Raw genomic sequence first — 20,573 nt, 5'->3', positions numbered from 1 at the left:
AGGAGAGCAATGCCCGCCGCATCCTGTCCAAGACCGATATCGATCTCGGATCGATCAATTGCCGATATGATCGCTGGCCATGGACCTGGTTCGGCATCTGGAGTGCTTCGTGGCTGTTGCAGAACAGTCACACTTCGGCCGTGCCGCGGCCCGTCTCGGCATCGCCCAGCCGCCGCTGTCGCAGCGCATCCAGCGGCTGGAGCGGGAGCTGGGGGTCCGGCTGTTCGAGCGCACCAGCCGGCAGGTGACGATCACCGAAGCCGGCACGCTGCTGCTGGCGGAGGCACGTGAACTCCTCGCCCGCTCCGAGGCGTTCATGGCCACCGCCCGCCGCATCCGGGACGGCGAGACCGGCCTGCTGCGCGCCGCCCTGCTGCCCGACCTCGCCGGTGAGACCGTCGCCGCGGTCCTGGCGGACTTCCCCCGACGCCATGCCGGCCTGGAACTGGAACTGCACGAGCTGTCCACCGCTCAGCAACTCGCCCGGTTCGCTTCGCAGGACCTGGACGTCGGCGTCATCCACCACCCCTGCGACGTCACCGGTCTGGAGCTGGGCCCGGTGCTGCGCCGCGAGTTGGGGGTGCTGCTGCCGCACAGCGCCGCCGCTGCCGCGCTCGACGAGGTGCCGCTCGCCTCGCTCACCGGCTACGACCTGATCCTCTTCCCCCGCGGCAGCGCCCCGGCGCTGTACGACGACCTGCTCACCACGTGCGCCCGCAACGGCTTCACGCCCGCCGCCGTCCGGCACGGTCAGGGCGCGAGTTTCGTCCGCGGGCTGGTCCTGTCCGCCGGGGCGGTGGCCTTCGGCCCGTACGACACCCAGCCCGCGGACGTCCGCGACCCGGGCGCGGACACCGGGGCGGGGGTCGTGTGGCGTCCGCTCGCCGGTGCCCCGCTGGCCTGGCGGCACTCCGTGGCCTGGCCGAAGGGCCGGGGCGACGCCGCCGTCGGCGCGTTCGCGGACGCGGCCACGCAGGCGCTGCGCACGACCGCCGGCGCGCGGGCCGAGGTGCCCTCACAACCGCTGCACCTTCGCCCGGCATCGGAGTACTGGCTGTGACCGACACCCCCGCCCGCATTCAGGCGGCCTTCGCCGAAGCCGGTGTCACCGGCTGGCTGCACGCCCTCGACATCGACTCCGGCGCAGAACTCGACGTGGGCGCCGACCAGTTGGTCTGCACCGCCAGCGTCCACAAACTCTGTCTGCTCGTCACCCTGCACCACCTGGCCGCCACCGGCGCCCTGGACCTCGGCGAACACATCGAGTGCCCGTCGGCCGGCCGCACACCGGGCCCCACCGGACTGGCCGCGATGCTCGACCCCGTCCGGATGTCCGTGCGCGATGTCGCGTACCTGATGATGGCGGTGAGCGACAACGCCGCCGCCGACCTCCTGCTGGGGCGCGTCGGCCTCGATGCCGTCAACCGCACCATGCCACGCCTCGGCCTCACCGGCACGCACGCCGTCCACACCTTCGGCGAACTCTTCGCCACCATACGGGCGGACGCCGGCCCCGGCGGCGCCCGGGCGCTGACCGACCCGCACGTCATCGCCCGGCTCCGGGCCCTCGATCCGGCGCGCACCAACCACAGCACCCCGCGCGACATGACCCGCCTGCTCGGCGCCGTCTGGCGTGACGAGGCCTGCACCCCCGAGCACGGGGCCGCCGTCCGCCGCATCCTCGGCCTGCAGGTCTGGCCGCACCGGATGGCCTCCGGCTTCCCCTTCGACGACGTGCACGTGGCGGGCAAGACCGGCAGTCTGCCGACCGTGCGCAATGAGGTCGGCGTCGTCGAGTACCCCGACGGCGGCCGCTACGCCGTCGCCGTCTTCACCCGCACCGCCAACACCGCCGCCACCCTGCCCGCGGCCGACGCCGTCATCGGCACGGCCGCCCGCATCGCCGTCGACGCCTTGCGGGCGCCGTAGCCGGCCTTCCTTACGCCGCCTCTCCGCCACGGCATTTGTCTGGACCTATCTTGTGAGGTTTCCACAGTTCCGAGGTCGTCGAATCGGTCCACTTGCTGATCTTTTCGCTGGTGAATCGCTGGCATGATCGGGGGAGGTCCTTGCAGACCTTGTCAGTTTCCTATGCCTTGGGAGGAGCGGGGATGGCCGCGACGGATCAGGTGCTGGTGACCGGTGTCGGTGCGATGACGCCCTTGGGCGGTGACGCGCCGTCGACCTGGTCGAGCCTGCTGGCGGGGAAGTCCGGCGTGCGGGCCCTGAACGAGGAGTGGGCCGCGGACCTCCCGGTCCACATCGCCGCCGGGCTTTCCGACGACCCGGCGGCCGCGCTGCCCCGGGCGGAGGCGCGGAAGCTGGACCGCGTGGAGCAGATCGCCCTGGTCAGCTCGCGAGAAGCCTGGCAGGACGCCGGCGCCCCGGACGTCGACCCGGTACGGCTCGCCGTCGTCATCGGCACCGGGACCGGCGGCATGCTGACCACCCTCGGCCAGGACGACCTCTTCGAGCAGTCCGGCGCCCGCCGGCTCTCGCCGTTCGCGGTCCCCATGCTCATGTCCAACGGCCCCGCCGCCTGGGTGAGCATGGACCTCGGCGCCAAGGGCGGCGCCCGCACCCCGGTCAGCGCCTGCGCCTCGGGCGCCGAAGCACTCGCCATGGCGCTGGACCTGATACGTGCCGACCGGGCGGACGTGGTGGTCGCCGGCGGGGTGGAGGCATGCCTGCACCCCTTCCCCCTCGCCGCCTTCGCCCAGATGAAGGCCCTCTCCCCGCAGCGCGAGCACCCCGAGTCCGTCTCCCGGCCCTTCGACGAGGCCCGCAGCGGCTTCGTCATGGGCGAGGGCGGATGCGTGATGGTGCTGGAGCGCGCCGAGTTCGCCCGCGCCCGGCGGGCCCGCACCTACGGCACGCTGGCCGGGGCCGGCATCGGTTCGAGCGCGGACCACATCACCGCCTCCAACACGGAGGGCCAGGTCCACGCCATCGACGCCGCGCTACGGGACGCCGGGGTGAGCCCCCGGGACATCGGCCATGTGCATGCACACGCCACCTCCACCGAGTCCGGCGATCTGGCCGAGGCCCGCGCCATCGGCCTCGCCGTCGGGGACCACGCCCCGGTCACCGCGACCAAGTCGATGACCGGTCATATGCTCGGCGCCTCCGGCGCGGTGGGTGCCCTGTCGGCGCTGCTCACCCTCCGGGACGGCGTCGCACCGGCCGTACGCAACCTCGAACGGCTCGATCCCCGCGTGGAGTTGGACGTGGTGCGGGGCGAGAACCGCACCGGCCGGTGGCACGCCGCGCTCGCCAACTCCTTCGGCTTCGGCGGTCACAACGTCAGTCTCGTGTTCACCGACTGATCCACCGGTCGACAGCCCGGCGGATTCCTCCCCTGCCGTCCCCCCGGGATCACCGGGTGCCAGGAGGGCGGCCGCGCCGGGTGACCACCAGGATGGCCATATCGTCCGCGCGCTCGCCCTCGGTCCAGCGCCCGACGTCCTCCGTCAGGGCCTCCACCAGCTCCTCGGGGTCGTCGAACCGCCGGTGCAGACGCTCCGAGGAGACCGGGTCGTAGAACGTCCCGTGCCCGTCCCGCGCCTCGGTGACGCCGTCGGTCACCAGCAGCAGCGAGGCCCCCGGGGGCAGCCGCACCACATCGACCGGCACGGAACCGGCCGGAGCGAGCTCCCCCAGCCCCACCCCGAGGGGCAGTTGCGGGGCGGTCGGGTCGAGCCGCACGATTCGACCGCCGTGCACCAGGTACGGCGGAGGATGCCCGCGGTTCACCAGGCTCAGCGCCTCACCGTCGGCGGAGACCTCGGCCAGCACGGCCGTGGTGAAGCCCTCCGTCGAGATGACCGGGCTGCTCCGGGCCGCCTCCCTGGCCAGCGCCTCGTCCATCCGCTGCGACAGCGCGGCCAGGGTGGGGGAGTACTCGGCCTCCTGGCGGAACGCCCCGATCGCGACCGAGACCGCGGCGACGGCCGCGATCCCCTTGCCCCGCACGTCCCCGATGATCATCCGCACCCCGAACGGCGTCTCCTGCACCGCGAAGAGATCGCCGCCGATCCGCGCCTCGGCCTGCGCCGCCGTGTACCCCGCGGCCACGGCCACCGGGCCGACCTCCCGCGGCGGGTCCGGCAGCACCGCCCGCTGGGCCGCCTCCGCGACGTCCCTGGCCCGCGCCAGATCGAGCCCCTGCCGCACGATGAGCCGGTTGACCACGAGGGCCAGCACCCCGATCAGCCCGACCACCGCCAGATCGACCAGCAACGGCGTCGCCGGGCGTCCCCGTTCGACGTCCACCGCCACCGAGACCACGCAGGTGACGCACACGACGGCGAACGCGGAGCGGAAGGACAGCGTGGCGCCGGCGATGAGCGGGGCGGCGGCCAGCAGCGGAAGGCCCGTGTACGGCTCGGGCGCCAAGAGATCCAGCAGCACGCCGACCACCAGGACCAGCGCCGCGAGCATCCACGGCACCTTCGTCAGCGTGGGTTGCAGGACGTTCACCGCGTCTCTCCTGCTGCCGGGCCGCGCTCGCGAACCGGAGGGTACGGGCCCGCTGCCCCGGGTGTGGACGGCCGGCGCCCTCCTCCCGGGCAGGCTCCCTCATTCCGGCAGACGGCGCATCTCCTCGACGCGCAGGCCGAGGTCCTGGAAGCGGGCGAGGAGCCCGTACAGGTGGGCCTCGTCCGTGACCGTGCCGAAGAACAGCGTCTCCGGGCGGGCCGGTTCCGTCTGCAGTTCGGGGAACGCCTCGGACAGGAGACGCGAAACGTCGCCGGTCACACGGAATTCGTAGCGCATGGTCGTGTTGCTCCCCACCGCTGGGGCACCTTTCAGCAGCAGCGTGCGGCCGGCGGCGGCCGCCGCCACCACCCGGAACAGGTGGGACCCGGGCGGACGGTCCCGGCGTCAGAGCACGTGCAGTTCCCTGGCCCGGTCCACCGCGTCCCGGCGCCGGGAGACGCCCAGCTTGCGGTAGACGCTGCGCAGGTGGGTCTTGACGGTGTTGACGGAGAGGCGGAGCTCGTCCGCGATCTCGTCGGCGGTCATCATCCGCTGCACACACCCGAGCACCTCGCGTTCCCGGCTGCTGAGGGGAGGCACCGGGCAGGAGAGCGCCGCGCCGCCCCGTGCGGTGAGCCAGGCGGCCCGGGCCGGCGCCGCGGCGGTGCCGTCGATGCCGCCCAGCAGATGCCGCAGCCAGGGGCCGGCGTCGGTGAAGGGCCGGCGCAGCCGCTCGGGCCGGGCGGCGTCCAGCGCGTCGACGAGCAGATGCCGAGCGGTCGTCCGGTCGTCCGCCAATACGGCGGCATGGGCGCGGACGAGCTGGGCGGCCACCCGGTCCGGCAGGCTCAGCCCGGGGGAGCCGCAGGCACGGTCCAGCAGCCGTCGGGCCCGGTCCGGGCGCCCGGCGACGAGGTGGGCGCCGGCCAGGGCGATGAGGGGAGCCGGCCCGTCGGCGGGGACGTCGTGCACGGCGGCGACGGCGGCCCGGTGGTCCCCACGCGCCAGTGCCACGACCGCGCGGGTGAGGGCGAGCCGCTGGGCGGGCCACCGCTCGCCGACGGCTCCCGGACCGGGGAGCGCGCCGAGGGCCGCCTCCCAGCGCCCGCAGGACAGTTCCAGGCGGGCACGCAGCACGGCTGCCTCGGCCGCCAGGACCGGGTCGTCGGGCACGTCGGGGCAGGCCAGGGCCTGTTCGAGGCGGCGGCGGGCGGCCTCGCGGTCCTCGCGTTCGTCCCGTTCGAGCGCGACCACGGCCAGGGCGAGACAGCCGGCCCCCGAGCACTGGTCCGCCCCGGCGCCCTGACCCTCGGTGAGGGCCAGGGCCCGCAGCGCATGGTCTTCCGCGGACGTCAGGGCGCCCTCGGTGCTCTCGGCCAGCGCGAGCAGGCCCAGCGCCCGGTGGCGCAACGGCAGGGTCGCTTCGGTCGTGCAGGCGTCGACGGCCTCGGCGTAAAGGCGGCGGGCCTCGCCGAGACGACCGGCACCGAGGAACGCCCGGGCGAGCCCGTGCAGCCGTAGCGCCTCGACCTCGGGATGCGCCCGGACCAGCCCGACCGGTAGCCGCCGCTGCAGGTCCGAGACGGCCCGGGCGGCTTCCTCGGCTGCCTTGAGCCCTCGGCCGTCCCCGCCGTCGCCGTCACCGCGTCCGCCACCGCGTGGGCCGTGCCCGTCGAACTCTCCGTGCTCGTCCCGCTCGCCGTCGCCCGGCCCGCACAGCAGCCGGAGGAGCATGCGGCTGAGCGCGACCTCAGGGTCCGGCTGCGGGTCCTTACAGGGGCGCGGCCCGGCCGGGCGTCGCTCGCCCAGCTCTCGTTCGGCCACGGCGAGGTACCTACGGCAGCCGGCGCGGTCCTGTTGCGCCAGCCGGCACGCGGCGGCCACCAGGGCCGGTTCGGCTCCCGGCACGGAGGACGGCATACCGGCGAAGGCGCCCGCCACACGTTCGGCCTCCGGAGTGGCGAGCAGGGTCCCGACCAGCAGCTGACGGAGGGCGAGCGAGGCCGCGTACGGCCAGTCCCCGGCCTGCGCGGCGTGCTCCAGCGCCTCCGTGACACAGCCGGCCCCGGCGAGCCAGCGGGCGGCACGGGCATGGAGGCGAGGCGCGAGACCGGGATGCCGGATCCTCAGCTGGGTGCGGAGCACCTCCGCGAACAGGGGGTGCACCCGGCACCAGGTGGTGCCGGGCACGGGCTCGACGAAGGCGTTCTCCCGCGTGAGCCGGGCCAGGATCGCCTCCGCGTCACCGCCGCCGCCCAGGGCGTTCGCCAGGTCCGGGTGGAGGCGGTCGAGCACGCTGGTGCGCAGCAGCAGTTCCGTGGTGGCGGCGGGCTGCGCGTCGAGCACCTCCGCGAGCAGATAGCCGGAGACGGCCTGCTCGGAGCTGACCAGCGAGCGGACGAAGGCGGCCGGATCGTCGGTCCGGCCCATGGCCAGGGCACACAACCGCAGCCCGGCGGCCCATCCCTCGGTGCGCCGGGTGAGGGCCTGTACGACGTCGTCCGGTGGTCGCTGATCGTGCCGCCGCAGCAGCACGGCCACCTCGTGCGGGGTGAAGGCCAGGTCGGCACCCCGGATCTCGGTGAGCCGGTCCTCGGCCCGGTAGCGGTGGAGCGGCAGCAAGGGCTCGACACGGCTGGTGACGACCAGTCGCCACAGCGGCCCGGCGTGTTCGAGGAGGAACTCCAGACCGGCCGGGACGCGCCGGCCCGCCACCTTCTCGAAACCGTCGAGGACGAGGACCACGGGCGCGGGCAGCCGCTCCGTCGCGGCGGCGAGCCGGGTCAGCAGAGAGGTGCCGGCGTCGCCGGGCGCGGACGGCATCCCGATGCCCTCGGGCAGCCGGGGCAGGGCCCGCCGCAGCGCCTCCATGACGTAGCTCCAGAAGACGCCCGGCGTGCGGTCGTACGCGTCCAGCGTCAGCCAGGCAACCGGCCCAGGGGGTCCGTCGCCCCGCGCCCAGGCGGCGGCGAGCGTCGTCTTTCCGGTGCCGGCCGGGCCGGTGATCAGGGTCAGCGGCCCGGCCGCGCCCGCGCTCAGCGCGTCGAGCAGCCGGTGCCTGGCGACGTGGGCCCGCGGGGCGGCGGGCACCGTCAGCTTGGCGTCGAGCAGGGGATCGCCGGACCACGGCAGCGTCGTCCGCGGTCCGGCGTCCGGGAGCGCATGTCCGGTCGAAGCCATCCGATCACCACCGTGCGACGGGCCCGCGGCCCCGCCTCGGCACCCGTGCACCACACCGGGCCCGGCTGCCTCGGCGGACGCGGCCCCGTCTGGTCCCTGCCCGCCCGTCATGTCCCTGCACGTCCATCTTCGCCACCGCCGCCCGGTGATCGCACGACGGCTGCGCGGCGGCCCTGGCCGGGCGGGTGACACACCCCGTGGCCAGCCGACCGTCGGGCACCGGGCGGCTCTAGGGTGCGATCAAGAGTCGCTCGCCCCTCATCGGGGAGCACCGAAACGTGGAGAGGTGCAGGCGTGCAGCGATGGCGGGCCTTGATCGTGCTCGGGACGGCGCAGTTCCTGATGGTGCTGGACACCTCGGTGATGAACGTCTCCATCAGCAGGCTGGTCGAGGACTTCGACACCGAGGTCACCGCGATCCAGGCCGTCATCACGCTCTACACACTGGTCATGGCCGCCTTCATGATCACGGGTGGGAAGCTCGGCGACGCCTTCGGGCGCCGCCGGACCTTCACCGTGGGACTGATCGTCTACGCGGTCGGCTCCGCCCTCACCTCGCTGGCACCGTCGCTGTGGGTGCTGGCCCTGGGCTGGTCCGTGATCGAGGGACTCGGTGCCACGCTCGTCCTCCCGGCCCTCGCGGCGCTCGTCGCCGGCGCGTACCGGGGCCGGGACCGGTCGGTCGCCTACGGCGTCATCGGCGGTCTGGCCGGAGCCGGCATCGCGGTGGGGCCGCTGCTCGGCGGCTGGGTGACGACCTATCTGACCTGGCGGCTGGTGTTCGCCGGTGAGGTCGTGCTGGTCGTCGCCATGCTGTGCGTGATCCGGTGGATCCCGGACGCCCCGCCGGGGCCGCGCACCAAACTGGACGCAGCGGGCGTCGCGCTGTCCGCGGCCGGGCTCGCCCTCGTCGTCCTGGGCGTGCTGCAGAGCAGCTCCTGGGGATGGCTGAAACCGCGCAACCCGCCCTTCCTCCTGTTCGGCTTCGCCCCGACCCTGTTCGTCATCGCCGCCGGAGCCGCCGTGCTGTGGTTGTTCTGCTGCTGGGAGCGGCGGCGGGAGGACCACGGGCGGAACCCGCTGGTCAGGCTGTCCCTCTTCGGCGTCCCGCCGCTGCGCTCCGGCCTGACCATGCTGCTGTGCCAGAACCTCGTGCTGCTCGGTCTGTTCTTCGTCATCCCGCTGTACCTCCAGGTCGTCCAGGGCCTCAACGCCTTCGAGACCGGAGTCCGCCTGCTGCCGGTGTCGGTCGCCATGCTGCTGTCCGCCATGAGCGGCCCGCTCCTCGGCCGGATCGCGGCACCGCGCACGGTGGTGCGAGCCGGCCTCCTCGTGCTCGTCGTGGCGGCCGGGTGGCTCCTCGCGACGATCGAGCCCCGGATCGACAACCTCTCCTTCGGCCTGGCGATGGCCGTCCTCGGCCTCGGCATGGGACTGCTCGCTTCGCAACTCGGCAACATCGTGCAGTCCAGCGTCGGGGAGGCCGAACGCAGCGAAGCGGGCGGCCTGCAGTACACCGCGCAGAACCTCGGGTCGTCCCTCGGCACCGCGCTCATCGGATCCCTGCTGATCGGCGCCCTGGTCAGTGCCTTCACCACGCAGATCGAGAACAACCCGAAGATCTCCCAGGCGGCACGTCACCAGGCGGGCATCGCCATGGAGGCCGGGGTCAGCTTCGTGAGCACGGACCAGGTGCGCGCGGCGGCGGAACGGGCCGCGCTGCCGCCGTCCGAGACCGATGCGCTGGTCGACTCCTACGCCACGGCGCAGCTGAACAGCCTCAAGGCCGCCGTCCTGGCAGCCGCGGCCATCCCGCTCGCCGCCTTCCCGTTCACCCGCCGGCTGCCGGCCGAGCGACCGGCCGGGAAGGCCGCCCGCTCAGCCGGCGGGTGACCCACGGCCGGCAGGAAGGGCGAGGGTGCCCAGCCGCCGCCAGTCCAGCCGCGGCCGGGCCGGCGGGACGCCCGGACGGTGCCGGGGCACCCGCACCCGGAGCGCGGCCGGCTCCGAGAGGCAGCGCACGGGGGTGGGGAGCTCCAGCGACTCGCCGTCGACCCCGACGCTCACCTCCGGCCGGTCGGCGTCGACCACGAGCGCCTCGGCGGTCAGCGAGACCAGCCCCTGCGCGTGCCGGCCGCGCAGCAGACCGGCCGCCTGGACCGCACTGTCGACCGTCACGCTCAGCACGCCCAGCACACCCCCGTCGAGCCGGTCGCGACGGCCCAGCCCGGCGCGGTCACCGACCCGGTACGGGTTGTTGCTGACCAGCACGGCCTGGGGGCCGTCGACGCGGACGTCCCCGGCGCTGACCGACAGCCGCGGCCCGTGTTGGTGCGTCAGCACATCGGGCAGCAGCCGCAGCAGCGTGCCGACCTTGTCGTCGCGGTACGCCGGGCTCTGCACGACCTCCGCGTACGCACCGAAGGACGCGTTGTTGACGAAGGCCCGTCCCCCGACCCGGCCGAGGTCCACCCGGACCTCCACCCCGTCGGTCAGCGCCGCGAGACTCCGCGACGGGTCGTCCCGGTCGAGCCCCAGATCCAGCGCGAAGTGGTTGCGGGTCCCGGCCGGGATCACCACGAACGGCACGTCGTGCTCCGCCGCCACCGCCGCCACCAGCGCCTGCGTCCCGTCACCGCCCGCCACCCCGAGCAGGTCGGCACCACGGGCGAGGGCGTCGCGGGCGAGCCCGGCCACGTCCCCGTGGCGGGCGGCGTCGAGCAGCAGCACCTCCGCGCCCAGCGCCTCCGCCTTCTCGCGCAGCCCAAAACGCCCCACCTTGCCCCCACCGGAGCGCGGATTCATCAGGAGGCAGGCACGCTCGGGCGGGGGGACCGGACGACCGGGGGACGCCCGCGCGACGGCGTCCGCCCGCAGCGCGGCCCAGCCCGCGGCGGCGGCCAGCACCCACAGCGCCAACGAGACCAGTACGAGCCAGAGCAGGCGCGCCGCCACATACGACACCAGCACCGCCACCGGCGCCAGCAGGGCCAGGACCAGCGCCACACCGCGCGCCACACCCCGCCGGGACAGCGCCCACCAGCCGGCCGCCGCCGAAACCGCCAGCCCCGCCATCCCCATGGCCACCAGCACCAGGCTCCGCAGCCCCGCCACGGACAGCAGGAGCACCGTCGCGCCGACGCCCGCCACGATCGCCAGCCGCGCGCTCCAGCGCTGCCCCGCCCGCCCGGGCGTGACGACACCTCTCATGGCCTCTCCTGGGCTCGTGGCATCTCTCCACGGCGCTGACGGCCGCTTCGTAGCCCCATGGTGGCGGGCCGATGCGGCCGCCACCGTCACCCGCAACGGGTGAGGCAGGCCGGGCGGGCGGCCCGCACAGTGGCAGTGCCGCCGGATGCAGGCCGTACCAGTGGCGGCGGACCGCAGCAGCCGTCCCCCGCAGGGCCACCACACCACAGCCCGGGCCACCACCACGGCCGAGGAGAGGGCCCGGCGCCACGCAGACAGCCAAGGAACTGGAGCCGGATGAACGGCGGCAGACGGACCACCGACGGGTCGCGGCCGGCCCGGCCGGACGACTCGACGAGGGTGCAGGCCCAGGCGCTGTTGCCGATGATCTGGGCCGACCCCCGGCACATGCCCGAGCAACTGGCCTTCTTCGCGGTGCGGCGGTTCGGTCCGCGGGCCGCGGCCGCCGTGGAGCGGCGCACACAGCGCAAGCCCGAGGCCGGGGACGCCGAGCTCGCCGGGGACACCATCAGCCACGGAACGCGGCTGACCATCGCCGACGGCGCCGCGCTCGGCGGGCCGTTCGTGGTCCTCATGCCGGTCAGTTTCGTGGCGGCACTGCTGGCCCAGGCCCAGATGGTCCTCGAACTGGCCGCGCTCGCCGGCCAGGACCCCCGTAGCGAACGACGCGTGGCGGACCTGCTGGTCCTGCAGGACGTGTACCCGTCGACCGAGGCGGCCGAGGCCGCGCTGCCCGAGGTGCCGCGCCACCCGCAGGGCGGCCGGGGCCGGCTTCCCCGCCGGACGCGGTGGTCGCTGATCGTCAGGATGGCGGCGATCCTCGGCATCACCGGGGGCGGCGAGAAGCGGGGCACACTCCAGCGGGTGATGTCGACGGCCCTGATCGCGGCCCTCTTCCTCGTGGGCATGGTGCTGCCGTTGATCTGGGTGCCGGCACTCGCCTGGTTCTACCGGCAGAACAGCCTGCGGCTCGGCGCGAAAGCCGTGCAGTACTACACCCCGGGAGCCACCGGGGACCGGGTCCGGCACCGGCGCGGGCTCACCCGCGTGCCCCGGGCGGCCGGCATCGCCGCCATCCTGCGCTTCCTCGCCCTCACCGTGGTGCCGTTCCTGGCAGCCGCCGCGGTCGTGCTGGCCGGCGTGCGGGTCGTCGGCGGATTCTGGGGGACCGCCCTGCTCGTCCTCGTCGTGGTGTCCTTCCTGGCGGCGGGCGCCTGGTTCGTACGGCACCGGTCCCGGCCGGCCGACGGCAGGAGGGACGGGCCGTGAGGACGGACGCATCCCTCCTGACACCGGCCGAACGCGCCGGCCGCGGCAAGGCGGTCCGCGAACGCCTACCGCGCCCGTCCCACGCCGAGTTCGGGCCCGCACCGGACCGGCCCGACCCGGTCGAGCTCCTCGACCGGCAGAGCGCCGGACGCGTGCCGGACCTCGTGCCGCTCCGCTACGGGCGGATGCTGGAGTCGCCGTTCGCCTTCTACCGCGGCGCCGCGGCCCTCATGGCCGCGGACCTCGGCACCCGCCCGTGCACCGGGATCGTGACCCAGCTGTGCGGTGACGCCCACCTGCTGAACTTCGGGCTCTACGCCTCGCCCGAGCGCCATCTGGTCTTCGACGTCAACGACTTCGACGAGACCCTGCCCGGCCCGTGGGAGTGGGACGTCAAACGCCTGGCCGCCAGCATGGCGATCGCCGGCCGGGCCAACGGCTTCGCGGACGAACAGCGCCGGGACGTCGTCCGGGCCACCGTCCGCTCCTACCGGCAGGCGATGCGGGGCTTCGCCGGTATGCGCAACCTCGACGTGTGGTACGCCCGGTCCGGCACCGATGACCTGCGCGTGCTGTTCGCCGACCGGCTCGGCAAGCGAGGTCGCCGCCGGCTCGCCCGGACGCTGGAGACCGCGCGCAGCCGGGATCACCTGCAGTCCTTCGAGCGGCTCACCGAGGTCGTCGACGGCACCCGGCGGATAGCCGCCGACCCGCCCCTGATCGTCCCGCTGGACGACCTGATGACCGGCACCGACCGCGCCGAACTCGAAGGACACCTCCGCCTCCTCGTCGCACGCTACGGCCAGAGCCTCCCCGTCGACCGCCGGCACCTCCTCCGGCAGTTCCGGATGGTCGACGCGGCCCGTAAGGTCGTGGGTGTCGGCAGCGTGGGCACCCGCTGCTGGATCGTGCTGCTGCTCGGCAGGGACGCCGACGACCCCCTGTTCCTGCAGGCCAAGGAGGCCGGCCCGTCGATCCTGGCGCCTTATACGGACCCGTCGGCGTACGCCAACGAAGGCCAACGTGTGGTGCACGGCCAGCAGTTGATGCAGGCCGTCAGTGACATCTTCCTCGGCTGGGAACGCGTCACCGGCATCGACGGGCGTCAACGCGACTTCTACGTACGCCAGTTGCACGACTGGAAGGGCAGTGCCCGCACCGAGCGGATGCCGCCCGGCCGGATGCGGCTCTACGGCGAGCTGTGCGGCGCGACACTGGCCCGCGCCCATGCCCGGTCCGGCGACCGGATCGCCATCGCGGCCTACCTGGGCGGCAAGGACGTCTTCGACCAGGCCCTGGCCGAGTTCGCCGAAACCTACGCCGACCAGAACGAGCGCGACTTCCGGGCACTCGCCGAGGCCGTGCACCGCGGCCGGATCACCGCCCGAGGGGACTGACCGCCCGGGTGCGCCGCCGCGCCGTGGTCACTCGCTCTTCCACTCGGCCGGCCGGCGCTCGTCGAGCAGCCGGTCCGTCACGCTCTCCCGGAGCGACGGCCGGCGGGCCGCGGCTCCCTCGTACCACCGCCCGTACCGGTCCGCCAGGACGACGGACGAGAGCCCGTGCAGCAGGATGCTGAGCCCGATGGTGAGGGCGACCACGGTGCCCGTCGGCAGGGCCCCGGGGGCCGCTTCGGTCGCCACGAACAGTCCGAGCACGAGGGACGGCAGACCGCGGGAACCGAACCAGGAGGTGTAGAGCACGGTGGGCGCCCGCAGCCCGCTGCCCACGAACGCGAGGGCGGTGGGCAGCAGCCGGACGACGGTCAGGCTCAACACCGCGTAGCCGACGGCGTGCCAGCTCAGACGCGTGAGCGCGGGTCCGAGCAGTACCGCGCCGAAGACCAGGAAGCTCAGCGCGGCCAGCAGCGCGGCCAGGTGCTCGACCGCATCGAGGGTGTCGTCCGCGCCGTCCCGGTCGGTGCCGGGCCGGGCCGCCGGACGCAGCGCCGCCGAGAAGACGAAGCCCGCCACCCAGGCCGCGACGAACGGACTGCCCTCCGTGACCGCCGCGAGCGCGCCCGCTCCGGCGGCGAGGGCCAGCGGGAGGATGCGCCGCCAGTCATGGCTGATCCGGTCCGCGGCACGCGACCGGCGCAGCAGCCACCCGCCGACGCCACCGACCGCCAGCCCCAGCGCGGGACTGAGCAGAAGCACCCGCTGGAGCGTCCCCAGCACTCCCTGGTGTGCGGCCGCCGTGCCGGGCAGCCCGGCGAGGAGGACGGCGAAGAGCGGCAGGACCAGGCACTCATTCAAGCCGCACTCGGCGTTGAGCCCGTGCCGCACCACCGCGGGGATGCGCGGGGCGAACACCGCGCTCTTGCTCACGGACGCGTCGGTGGGCGCGAGGATCACGGCGACCAGCAGCACTTCCCAGCCGCTCAGCCCCGGCAGCAGCGGCCATGCCAGCAGGGCGCCGCCCGCGATCGTCAACGGCAGTCCGACGGCGAGCAGACGGGCGGGGAAGAACCAGCCGCTGCGGAACTCCTCGGAACGGACGGTGGCGGCGTCGGAGAAGAGGACCAGCGCCAGGGCCGCCTCGACGAGGGTGAGCACCGGTCCGGCGTCGTGCTTCAGATCGAGCAGCCCGAGACCGACCGGACCGATGAGCACGCCGGCCGCGGTGAACACCATCGGGGCCGATACCGAGCGTGCGGTCAGTCGCCGGGAGACCAGAGCGTATCCGCCGGTGACGGCGGCTACCGCAGCGATGGCCCACCCGCCGTTTCCGCTCACCTGTACTCCTTCGGCTGGGCGCGGCGTGCCGGGCCTCGGGCACCCTGGGCTCCGGCCCGCCTGTTCGCTCGGGTTTCGCGGTCGCACGGAGCGTAACGTCGCAAGCCCGCGCCGTGCCGCAGCACGGGCGGCGCCCGGCGGCCGAGTCCCCTGAGTGGAGGCGGCTGCCGCCCGCCCGGCAACCCGCGGGCAGCGCGCCAAGGCCACCTGGAACGGGTGATGGCCGCCCTTCCCGGACGCGGCAGCCTACGAGGGAATTCTGCTGGTCCGCGCCCCCGAGCTGCGGGCCGCGCCCGGGCGGGACCCACGCGGGCGCCTCAGGGCAACGGCCGGCCAGGGAGGAGCCGCGCATGTCCACGTCCGCCACCCCCGGCCCGAACGGCCCCGACCGCCCGAACGGCCCGAACGGCCCCGACCGCCCGAACGGCCCGAACGGCCCCGACGGCCCGGACGCAGGCCGCGAGCCCCGCCGCCCGGAGGAGGGCCGCCCGGAGGACCGCCGCCCCCTCAGCTCCGCCGAGCGCCACGAGTACGAGCGGCTCCGGCGCGCGTCCCACGTACAACACCGGAAGCTGCGCACCGCCTGCGCGGCCGTCCTCCTCGTCCTGGCCTTCCTGCTGGCCCCGCTGGGAGCCGTCGCCGCCTGGGCGCAGTCCCAGGTCTCCGACGCCCACCGATACGTACAGACCGTCGCCCCGCTGGCCCGCGAGCCGGCGATCCAGAACGCGGTCACCACGAGGCTGACCAACGACGTGGTCAAGGAGCTCGACGTCAAACGGGTCACCGACGCCCTCGCCAAGTCGCTCGCCCAGCGCAACGCGCCGCCCGTGGTCGTCAACCAGACCAGGCGACTGGGCGGCCCGCTGGAGAACGCGGTGACCGACGTGGTCCACAAAGTGGTGCACAAGGTGGTCACCAGCGACGAGTTCGCGAAGGTCTGGGACGCCGCCAACCTGCGCGCCCATGCGGCCGTGGTCAAGGTCCTCACGGGCGAGGGCAACAGCGCGATCCAGGCCCGCGGCGACACCGTCGTCCTGAACATCGGGACCGTCGTGGACAAGGTCCAGCAACGGCTGATCGACCGCGGCTTCGAGAAGGCCAAGTACATCCCCGACGTCGACCGGCAGGTCGTCCTGCTGAAGACGGACAAGCTCCAGCAGGCGCAGAACGCCATGATGGTGCTCGACATCGTCGGTGTCTGGCTGCCCGTGACGGTTCTGGTGCTGGTCGTGGTGGCGGTGTGGACGGCGCCGGCCCACCGGGCCACGCTGCTGACCGCGGGCGTCGGGCTCGCCGTGATGATGCTGCTGCTCCTGGTCGGGCTCGCGTTCGCGCGCCGCCAGTACCTGGATTCGGTGCCCCCGAGCACCCAGACCCAGCAGGCCGCGGCAGCCATCTTCGACACGCTGGTGCGCTTCCTGCGGAACAGCACCTGGACGGTGTTCGTCGTCGCCGTGATCACCGCGATCGCCGCCTACCTCTACGGGCCCGGCCGCCCTGCCCGCGCCGTACGCTCCGGCACCGCCCGCACCACGGGCGCGGCCGGCCGACGGCTCGCCCACGTCGGCGTGCGCACCGGGGGAGTGGGCCGGTGGCTGGATGCCCACCGGGCCTGGACGACCGGGATCGTCATCGCGATCGGTGCGCTGGTCCTGGTGTTGTGGAACTACCCGACCCCGGCCTCGGTCGCCCTCGTCCTCGGCATCGTCCTCGTCGTGCTGGTGCTGCTGGGCGTGCTCGCCGCGACCGGCAGTCCGCCGTCCGCCACCCCACCGACGCCGGCGCCGGCCGGCCCCCGTACGGACGTCTCCCCACCCGAACCCGGCCCCCGTGCGGACGCTTCCCCGCCCGAACCGCCGGAACCGCCCGAACCGCCCGAACCGCCGGAACCGCCGGTTCGCCCGTAGCGGGTGATGCCGTCGGCGGCCGGTGCGCGCGACGGTGAGGGCGTACCACTGCTGTTCGGCTGGTGATCAGGAGAGAGCGATGGAGTACTTGGCGTACGACTATCCGGTCCTCGGTGCCTTCTGGACCGTGATGTGGATCTTCCTCTGGATATGGTGGCTGGTCCTGCTGTTCCGCATCATCGTCGACATCTTCCGCGACCGGAAGATGAACGGCTGGGCGAAGGCCGGCTGGCTCATCTTCGTGATGCTCGTCCCGTTCCTCGGCGTGCTGGTCTACGTGATCGCGCGCGGCCGTGACATGGGTGAACGCGAGATCCACCACGCGCGGGCCCAGCAGGAGGCCATGAACGCCTACATCCGGGACGTGGCGGGAGGCCCCGCCGAAGACGTGGACCGGCTGGCCAAACTCTCCGAGCTCAAGAGCAGGGGCGACATCACCGAGGCGGAATTCCAACGGGCGAAGGAAAAGATCCTGCACTAGAAGGCCGCCGGAGGGCCGCCGCCGCGGCCGCCGGCCTACCCCGCGCCGCGGGACGCCCGCCACATGGTGTGCTCCCGGCTGATGGCCTCCTCCGCGTCGGCCACCTCTTGCGCCCACCGTGACTCGTCGTGCACCGCGGTCAGCCGCTGGTGCACGATGCTCAGTTCGGTCGCCGCGAAGGTGTAGGCCCGGCCGAGCGACTCGTACTGCCGGACCGCGAACCACGCGGCCCCGGCGCCCAGCACCGCCGCCAGTACGCCGGGCAGGTCGAACGGGATGATCTCCAGGAGGCGCAGTACGGCGGCGAGTACGCCCAGCCCCTCGATGGTGATCAGGCCGAGCCGCCAGCGGCGGGCGCGGGTGATGTTCATGGTGGCCTTGGTCCCGTACCACTGTTGTTGATCGGCGATGCGCCCGGTGAGGTAGGCCTGTTTGCGGTCCGCGAACGGGCCCCGGCGCAGCTCGCCCATGACCTCGGTGGCGGCCATCGAACCGACCGGGACGATGCTGTCGCTGGGCGCCTCCCGCAGCAGCAGCGCCAGGCGTTGGTGAAACCTGCGCTCCGCGGTGTCCGCCGGCAGATCGGCGGGGAAGGGATCGCCGGCCACCGCGTACCGCCAGGACAGCGTCTTCGCCGACTCGGCCAGGGCACGCCCGTCGTACCAGGCCCGCTCCGGCCGCTCGGTCAGCATCCAGACCTCGACGTAGACGGTCGCCAGGAACGCCAGGAGCACCATCGCCACCGCGGCGTCCGCGCTCGACACCGCGCAGCCCGCGGCGGCGATCGCCAGCAGCAGCCGCCACTTCGTGCCGGTCAGGTGACGCCGCTGCCCCGACAGGGACGCGGCATCGGCCGACCGGAACACCGCCGGGAAATCCTCGTCCCCGAGTGTGCGCACCTCGCCCATCCGCAGCCCGCCCCCCGCCCCGCAGAGTGAGTCCGACTTACCAGAGGAAGGTGAAGTCTAGAGGCGATCGGCGCCGCCCGGGAGGGAACGCGGATCGTGGCCCGCGGTGGCCGCAACTCACGGGAAAGAGCGGGCTCCCCGGCACCGCCCCCGCCGCGCGCCGGGGCAGGCCTTGTCCGTCGGTGCGCCCGTCGGCGCGTCCGTCAGTGCCTTCGTCAGTGCGCGAAGGGCGGTTCGAAGCAACCCGACTCCAGGTACGGCCCGTTGACCTGCACCTGGTAGTTGGTCTTCTGCACGAAGGCGGTGACGCAGGCGTCGTTGTGGACGCGGAGGCCGATACGGGCGCCTTCGGCCGTGACGTAATGATCACCCTTGAATCGGGGTTCCATGCCCCGCACATCGAGCGTCCCGCCGAGCTGCTCGCCCTTGGAACCGGTCCGCTGCTCCTCGTACCCGAGCGCGAGCAGCGCCGAGCGGACGCTCTTGGGGTCCCACGTCCCCTGCTTCCAGAGGCGTTTGAGGACCGGCTCGATGCGGTGGGCCTCCCTCTGCGCGTCCTTCTCGCTGGTCGGGGACATCTCGCGGGGTTGCCGGCCGGCGTTGTTCTCGTTGTAGTGCGGGGCTCCGTCATGGGCCCCTGGCTCGACGTAGGGGGAGGCGCCGGGACCGGACGGGGTGGGGCGGGTGCTGGGGCTCGCACCGGCGGACGTGCTCGGCGCACCGGCTGCGACCCGCTGCTGACCACAGGCCGTCAGGGGTATCGCGGCACCCAGGAGGAGAAGTGCGGCGGCGAGGCGTCTTCGCCGTTGCGGCGTGGAGAGGGACATGCGCTCACTCTGCCACGACCGCCGACGTCGCGGCGGTCGTGGCCTCGGTCCTGGCTCCAACGTTGGTCACACCTGGCGGCGTTGGGGCTGTGGGGTCAGTGCCGTGTTGGCGGCATTGAGGATGTTGCCGAAGGTGCGGCTGAGGATCGGTCGCAGGAGGAGCCCGGTGAGTGGACGACCGAGCAGCGGGAGGCGGATCTCGGCGCGGGTGGTCCAGCGCACCTCGGTGCCGCCGTCGACCTCGGCGAACGTCATGCGGCCGAGTTCGTGCCTCGACGGCGGCAGGCTGCGTTCGACGACGTACTCGGTGGCGTACGGCGGGTCGTAGTGCGTGATGCGCTCCCGGAACCAGCCCACCAACCAGAGGTGACTGCGCACCGCGCCGACCCCGTAGGGCGCGCCCTCGCCGTGCCGGGTCAGTCGGCACCGCACCACCAAGGGCGAGCTCGTGTAGTGGGTGGTCGTGGTGAGCCAGGCGAAGACCTCGTCGATCGGGGCGTCGATGACGCGTTCAACGGTCACGGTTTCCACGGCTGGGTACTCCTCTGTCGAGTGGGCACACCGCATCCGCGCGGTGCAGTTTGTCCGGGTTGCGCATGCCGTAGAGGCCGGTGATCCGTCCGTCGTGGATCTCGAACGCGACCAGCCAGTCGAGCGCGTCGCCGGTGACGAACCGGACCGCGGGCATGCCGTTGTACGTGGCGGGCTCCGCGCGGGACGTGGCGGCGCCGGTGCGGACCACACCGAGGACGAACCGGGCGACGTCGGCGGGGCCGACGATCGGGCGGCGGGCGGCGGACACCTTCCCGCCACCATCGGAGAGCACCACGACATCGGGTGCCAACAGGTCCATCAGCACCTGGACCTCGCCGGTCGTCGCGGCGAGCAGGAACCGCTGGGCGATCTCCTGGCCGGCGGCGGAATCGGGTGCGAAGCGGCGGCGCCGGGCGTGGACGTGCCCGCGTGCGCGGTGGGCGATCTGCCGGACGGTGACCTCGGTCTTGCCGATCGAGGCGGCGATCTCGCCATGGGTGTAGCCGAACACGTCGTGCAGCACGAACACCGCGCGCTCGGTCGGGTTCAGCGTCTCCAGGACGAGCATCATGGCCATCGACACCGACTCGGCCAGGATCGCATCGTCGCCCACCTCCGGTGCGGTGCGGATGGGCTCGGGCAGCCACGTGCCGACGTACTCCTCGCGCCGCGCCTTGACCGCGCGCAGGTGGTTCAGGGCCTGCCGGGTCACGGTACGGACCAGGTAGGCGCGCGGATGCTCGACCGTGGCGGGATCGACCGTGCGCCACCGCAGATAGCTCTCCTGCAGCACGTCCTCGGCGTCGGCCGCGCTGCCCAGCATCTCGTAGGCGATGGTGAACAGCAGCGGACGGTGGGCGGTGAAGGCGTCCTCAGTCACGGCCCGCCCCCACCCCGCGTACCCGTCGGCTCCCCGGCATCACGCCCGGCATCACCTGCTCCTCTCTTCGGCTGCCCATCGAGACACTCCGCACCGGCAAACCGTGACAGCCCACCGCTGTGATTCGCTTCACAGCACGCGGAGTCCCTGCCGCCCCCATCCC

Annotated in this window: 17 protein-coding genes; 8 read left to right on the top strand and 9 right to left on the bottom strand. The window is 73.6% G+C overall.

What is annotated here, in order from left to right; genetic code table 11:
• The first annotated feature begins 79 nt into the window (after positions 1 to 79).
• The 3 genes from AB0E02_RS09750 to AB0E02_RS09740 all read left to right on the top strand — a co-directional run bounded on the left by AB0E02_RS09750 (position 80) and on the right by AB0E02_RS09740 (position 3,326).
• Positions 80 to 1,060: a LysR family transcriptional regulator gene (locus tag AB0E02_RS09750; protein ID WP_362137463.1), complete on the top strand. Its 981-nt coding sequence runs from the start codon at positions 80 to 82 to the stop codon at positions 1,058 to 1,060.
• Positions 1,051 to 1,929 carry a serine hydrolase gene (locus AB0E02_RS09745; protein ID WP_362137631.1) on the top strand — a complete coding sequence of 293 codons (879 nt, stop codon included), beginning with the start codon at positions 1,051 to 1,053 and terminating at the stop codon, positions 1,927 to 1,929. The genes AB0E02_RS09750 and AB0E02_RS09745 overlap by 10 nt, the downstream gene beginning before the upstream one ends.
• Before the next feature lie 182 nt (positions 1,930 to 2,111).
• On the top strand, positions 2,112 to 3,326 hold the full coding sequence (locus AB0E02_RS09740; protein ID WP_362137462.1) for a beta-ketoacyl-[acyl-carrier-protein] synthase family protein: 1,215 nt from the start codon (positions 2,112 to 2,114) through the stop codon (positions 3,324 to 3,326).
• Positions 3,327 to 3,375: 49 nt separating this feature from the next.
• Here AB0E02_RS09740 and AB0E02_RS09735 read toward each other — a convergent pair whose 3' ends face one another.
• From AB0E02_RS09735 to AB0E02_RS09725, 3 genes are all read right to left on the bottom strand, one after another.
• Positions 3,376 to 4,458, bottom strand: coding sequence for a PP2C family protein-serine/threonine phosphatase (locus tag AB0E02_RS09735; protein ID WP_362137630.1), 1,083 nt, complete (start codon positions 4,456 to 4,458; stop codon positions 3,376 to 3,378).
• A gap of 120 nt (positions 4,459 to 4,578) precedes the next feature.
• Positions 4,579 to 4,776, bottom strand: coding sequence for a hypothetical protein (locus AB0E02_RS09730; protein ID WP_362137629.1), 198 nt, complete (start codon positions 4,774 to 4,776; stop codon positions 4,579 to 4,581).
• Between the two features lie 108 nt (positions 4,777 to 4,884).
• The gene (locus tag AB0E02_RS09725; RefSeq protein ID WP_362137460.1) at positions 4,885 to 7,659 is read right to left on the bottom strand and encodes a LuxR C-terminal-related transcriptional regulator; all 2,775 of its coding nucleotides are present in this window, start codon (positions 7,657 to 7,659) and stop codon (positions 4,885 to 4,887) included.
• Between the two features lie 294 nt (positions 7,660 to 7,953).
• Here AB0E02_RS09725 and AB0E02_RS09720 point away from each other — a divergent pair, with 294 nt between their 5' ends.
• Positions 7,954 to 9,552, top strand: coding sequence for an MFS transporter (locus tag AB0E02_RS09720; RefSeq protein ID WP_362137459.1), 1,599 nt, complete (start codon positions 7,954 to 7,956; stop codon positions 9,550 to 9,552).
• On the opposite strand, the gene AB0E02_RS09715 is transcribed toward AB0E02_RS09720, so the two are convergent.
• Complete coding sequence (locus AB0E02_RS09715; protein WP_362137458.1) at positions 9,538 to 10,869, bottom strand: diacylglycerol kinase family protein; 1,332 nt, start codon at positions 10,867 to 10,869, stop codon at positions 9,538 to 9,540. The two genes, AB0E02_RS09720 and AB0E02_RS09715, sit on opposite strands and share 15 nt — an antisense overlap.
• A 276-nt stretch (positions 10,870 to 11,145) precedes the next feature.
• On the opposite strand from AB0E02_RS09715, the gene AB0E02_RS09710 reads away from it, so the two are divergent.
• Positions 11,146 to 12,138: a hypothetical protein gene (locus AB0E02_RS09710; protein ID WP_362137457.1), complete on the top strand. Its 993-nt coding sequence runs from the start codon at positions 11,146 to 11,148 to the stop codon at positions 12,136 to 12,138.
• Positions 12,135 to 13,535, top strand: a complete 1,401-nt coding sequence (locus AB0E02_RS09705; protein ID WP_362137456.1) for a DUF2252 domain-containing protein — start codon at positions 12,135 to 12,137, stop codon at positions 13,533 to 13,535. The genes AB0E02_RS09710 and AB0E02_RS09705 overlap by 4 nt, the downstream gene beginning before the upstream one ends.
• Before the next feature lie 27 nt (positions 13,536 to 13,562).
• Here the strand turns inward: AB0E02_RS09705 and AB0E02_RS09700 are convergent, their stop codons facing one another.
• Positions 13,563 to 14,873: a cation:proton antiporter gene (locus AB0E02_RS09700; protein WP_362137455.1), complete on the bottom strand. Its 1,311-nt coding sequence runs from the start codon at positions 14,871 to 14,873 to the stop codon at positions 13,563 to 13,565.
• A gap of 350 nt (positions 14,874 to 15,223) precedes the next feature.
• Between AB0E02_RS09700 and AB0E02_RS09695 the strand changes: the two genes are divergently transcribed.
• Both AB0E02_RS09695 and AB0E02_RS09690 read left to right on the top strand, forming a co-directional pair.
• On the top strand, positions 15,224 to 16,780 hold the full coding sequence (locus tag AB0E02_RS09695) for a hypothetical protein (protein WP_362137454.1): 1,557 nt from the start codon (positions 15,224 to 15,226) through the stop codon (positions 16,778 to 16,780).
• 79 nt (positions 16,781 to 16,859) lie between these two features.
• On the top strand, positions 16,860 to 17,261 hold the full coding sequence (locus tag AB0E02_RS09690; protein ID WP_362137453.1) for an SHOCT domain-containing protein: 402 nt from the start codon (positions 16,860 to 16,862) through the stop codon (positions 17,259 to 17,261).
• Positions 17,262 to 17,296: 35 nt separating this feature from the next.
• On the opposite strand, the gene AB0E02_RS09685 is transcribed toward AB0E02_RS09690, so the two are convergent.
• The 4 genes from AB0E02_RS09685 to AB0E02_RS09670 form a co-directional block, all read right to left on the bottom strand.
• Positions 17,297 to 18,169 (bottom strand): DUF4231 domain-containing protein, encoded by an 873-nt coding sequence (locus AB0E02_RS09685; protein ID WP_362137452.1) that lies wholly within the window; start codon positions 18,167 to 18,169, stop codon positions 17,297 to 17,299.
• 215 nt (positions 18,170 to 18,384) lie between these two features.
• On the bottom strand, positions 18,385 to 18,996 hold the full coding sequence (locus AB0E02_RS09680) for a hypothetical protein (protein ID WP_362137451.1): 612 nt from the start codon (positions 18,994 to 18,996) through the stop codon (positions 18,385 to 18,387).
• 66 nt (positions 18,997 to 19,062) lie between these two features.
• On the bottom strand, positions 19,063 to 19,527 hold the full coding sequence (locus AB0E02_RS09675; RefSeq protein WP_362137450.1) for an SRPBCC family protein: 465 nt from the start codon (positions 19,525 to 19,527) through the stop codon (positions 19,063 to 19,065).
• Positions 19,508 to 20,410, bottom strand: a complete 903-nt coding sequence (locus AB0E02_RS09670; protein ID WP_362137449.1) for an RNA polymerase sigma-70 factor — start codon at positions 20,408 to 20,410, stop codon at positions 19,508 to 19,510. The genes AB0E02_RS09675 and AB0E02_RS09670 overlap by 20 nt, the downstream gene beginning before the upstream one ends.
• Positions 20,411 to 20,573 lie beyond the last annotated feature (163 nt).

This window comes from Streptomyces sp. NPDC048196, from assembly GCF_040652715.1.
GTDB classification, from domain to species: Bacteria; Actinomycetota; Actinomycetes; order Streptomycetales; family Streptomycetaceae; genus Streptomyces; species Streptomyces siderophoricus.
The sequence above is the reverse complement of the archived record's forward strand: the minus strand, read 5'-3'. Positions and strand labels throughout refer to the sequence as shown.

Coding starts and splice junctions, on each gene's coding strand:
- AB0E02_RS09750 (WP_362137463.1), top strand. CDS start 80: ATGGACCTGGTTCGGCATCTGGAGTGCTTCGTGGCTGTTGCAGAACAG.
- AB0E02_RS09740 (WP_362137462.1), top strand. CDS start 2,112: ATGGCCGCGACGGATCAGGTGCTGGTGACCGGTGTCGGTGCGATGACG.
- AB0E02_RS09730 (WP_362137629.1), bottom strand. CDS start 4,776: ATGCGCTACGAATTCCGTGTGACCGGCGACGTTTCGCGTCTCCTGTCC.
- AB0E02_RS09725 (WP_362137460.1), bottom strand. CDS start 7,659: ATGGCTTCGACCGGACATGCGCTCCCGGACGCCGGACCGCGGACGACG.
- AB0E02_RS09715 (WP_362137458.1), bottom strand. CDS start 10,869: ATGAGAGGTGTCGTCACGCCCGGGCGGGCGGGGCAGCGCTGGAGCGCG.
- AB0E02_RS09710 (WP_362137457.1), top strand. CDS start 11,146: ATGAACGGCGGCAGACGGACCACCGACGGGTCGCGGCCGGCCCGGCCG.
- AB0E02_RS09695 (WP_362137454.1), top strand. CDS start 15,224: ATGTCCACGTCCGCCACCCCCGGCCCGAACGGCCCCGACCGCCCGAAC.
- AB0E02_RS09690 (WP_362137453.1), top strand. CDS start 16,860: ATGGAGTACTTGGCGTACGACTATCCGGTCCTCGGTGCCTTCTGGACC.
- AB0E02_RS09685 (WP_362137452.1), bottom strand. CDS start 18,169: ATGGGCGAGGTGCGCACACTCGGGGACGAGGATTTCCCGGCGGTGTTC.
- AB0E02_RS09680 (WP_362137451.1), bottom strand. CDS start 18,996: ATGTCCCTCTCCACGCCGCAACGGCGAAGACGCCTCGCCGCCGCACTT.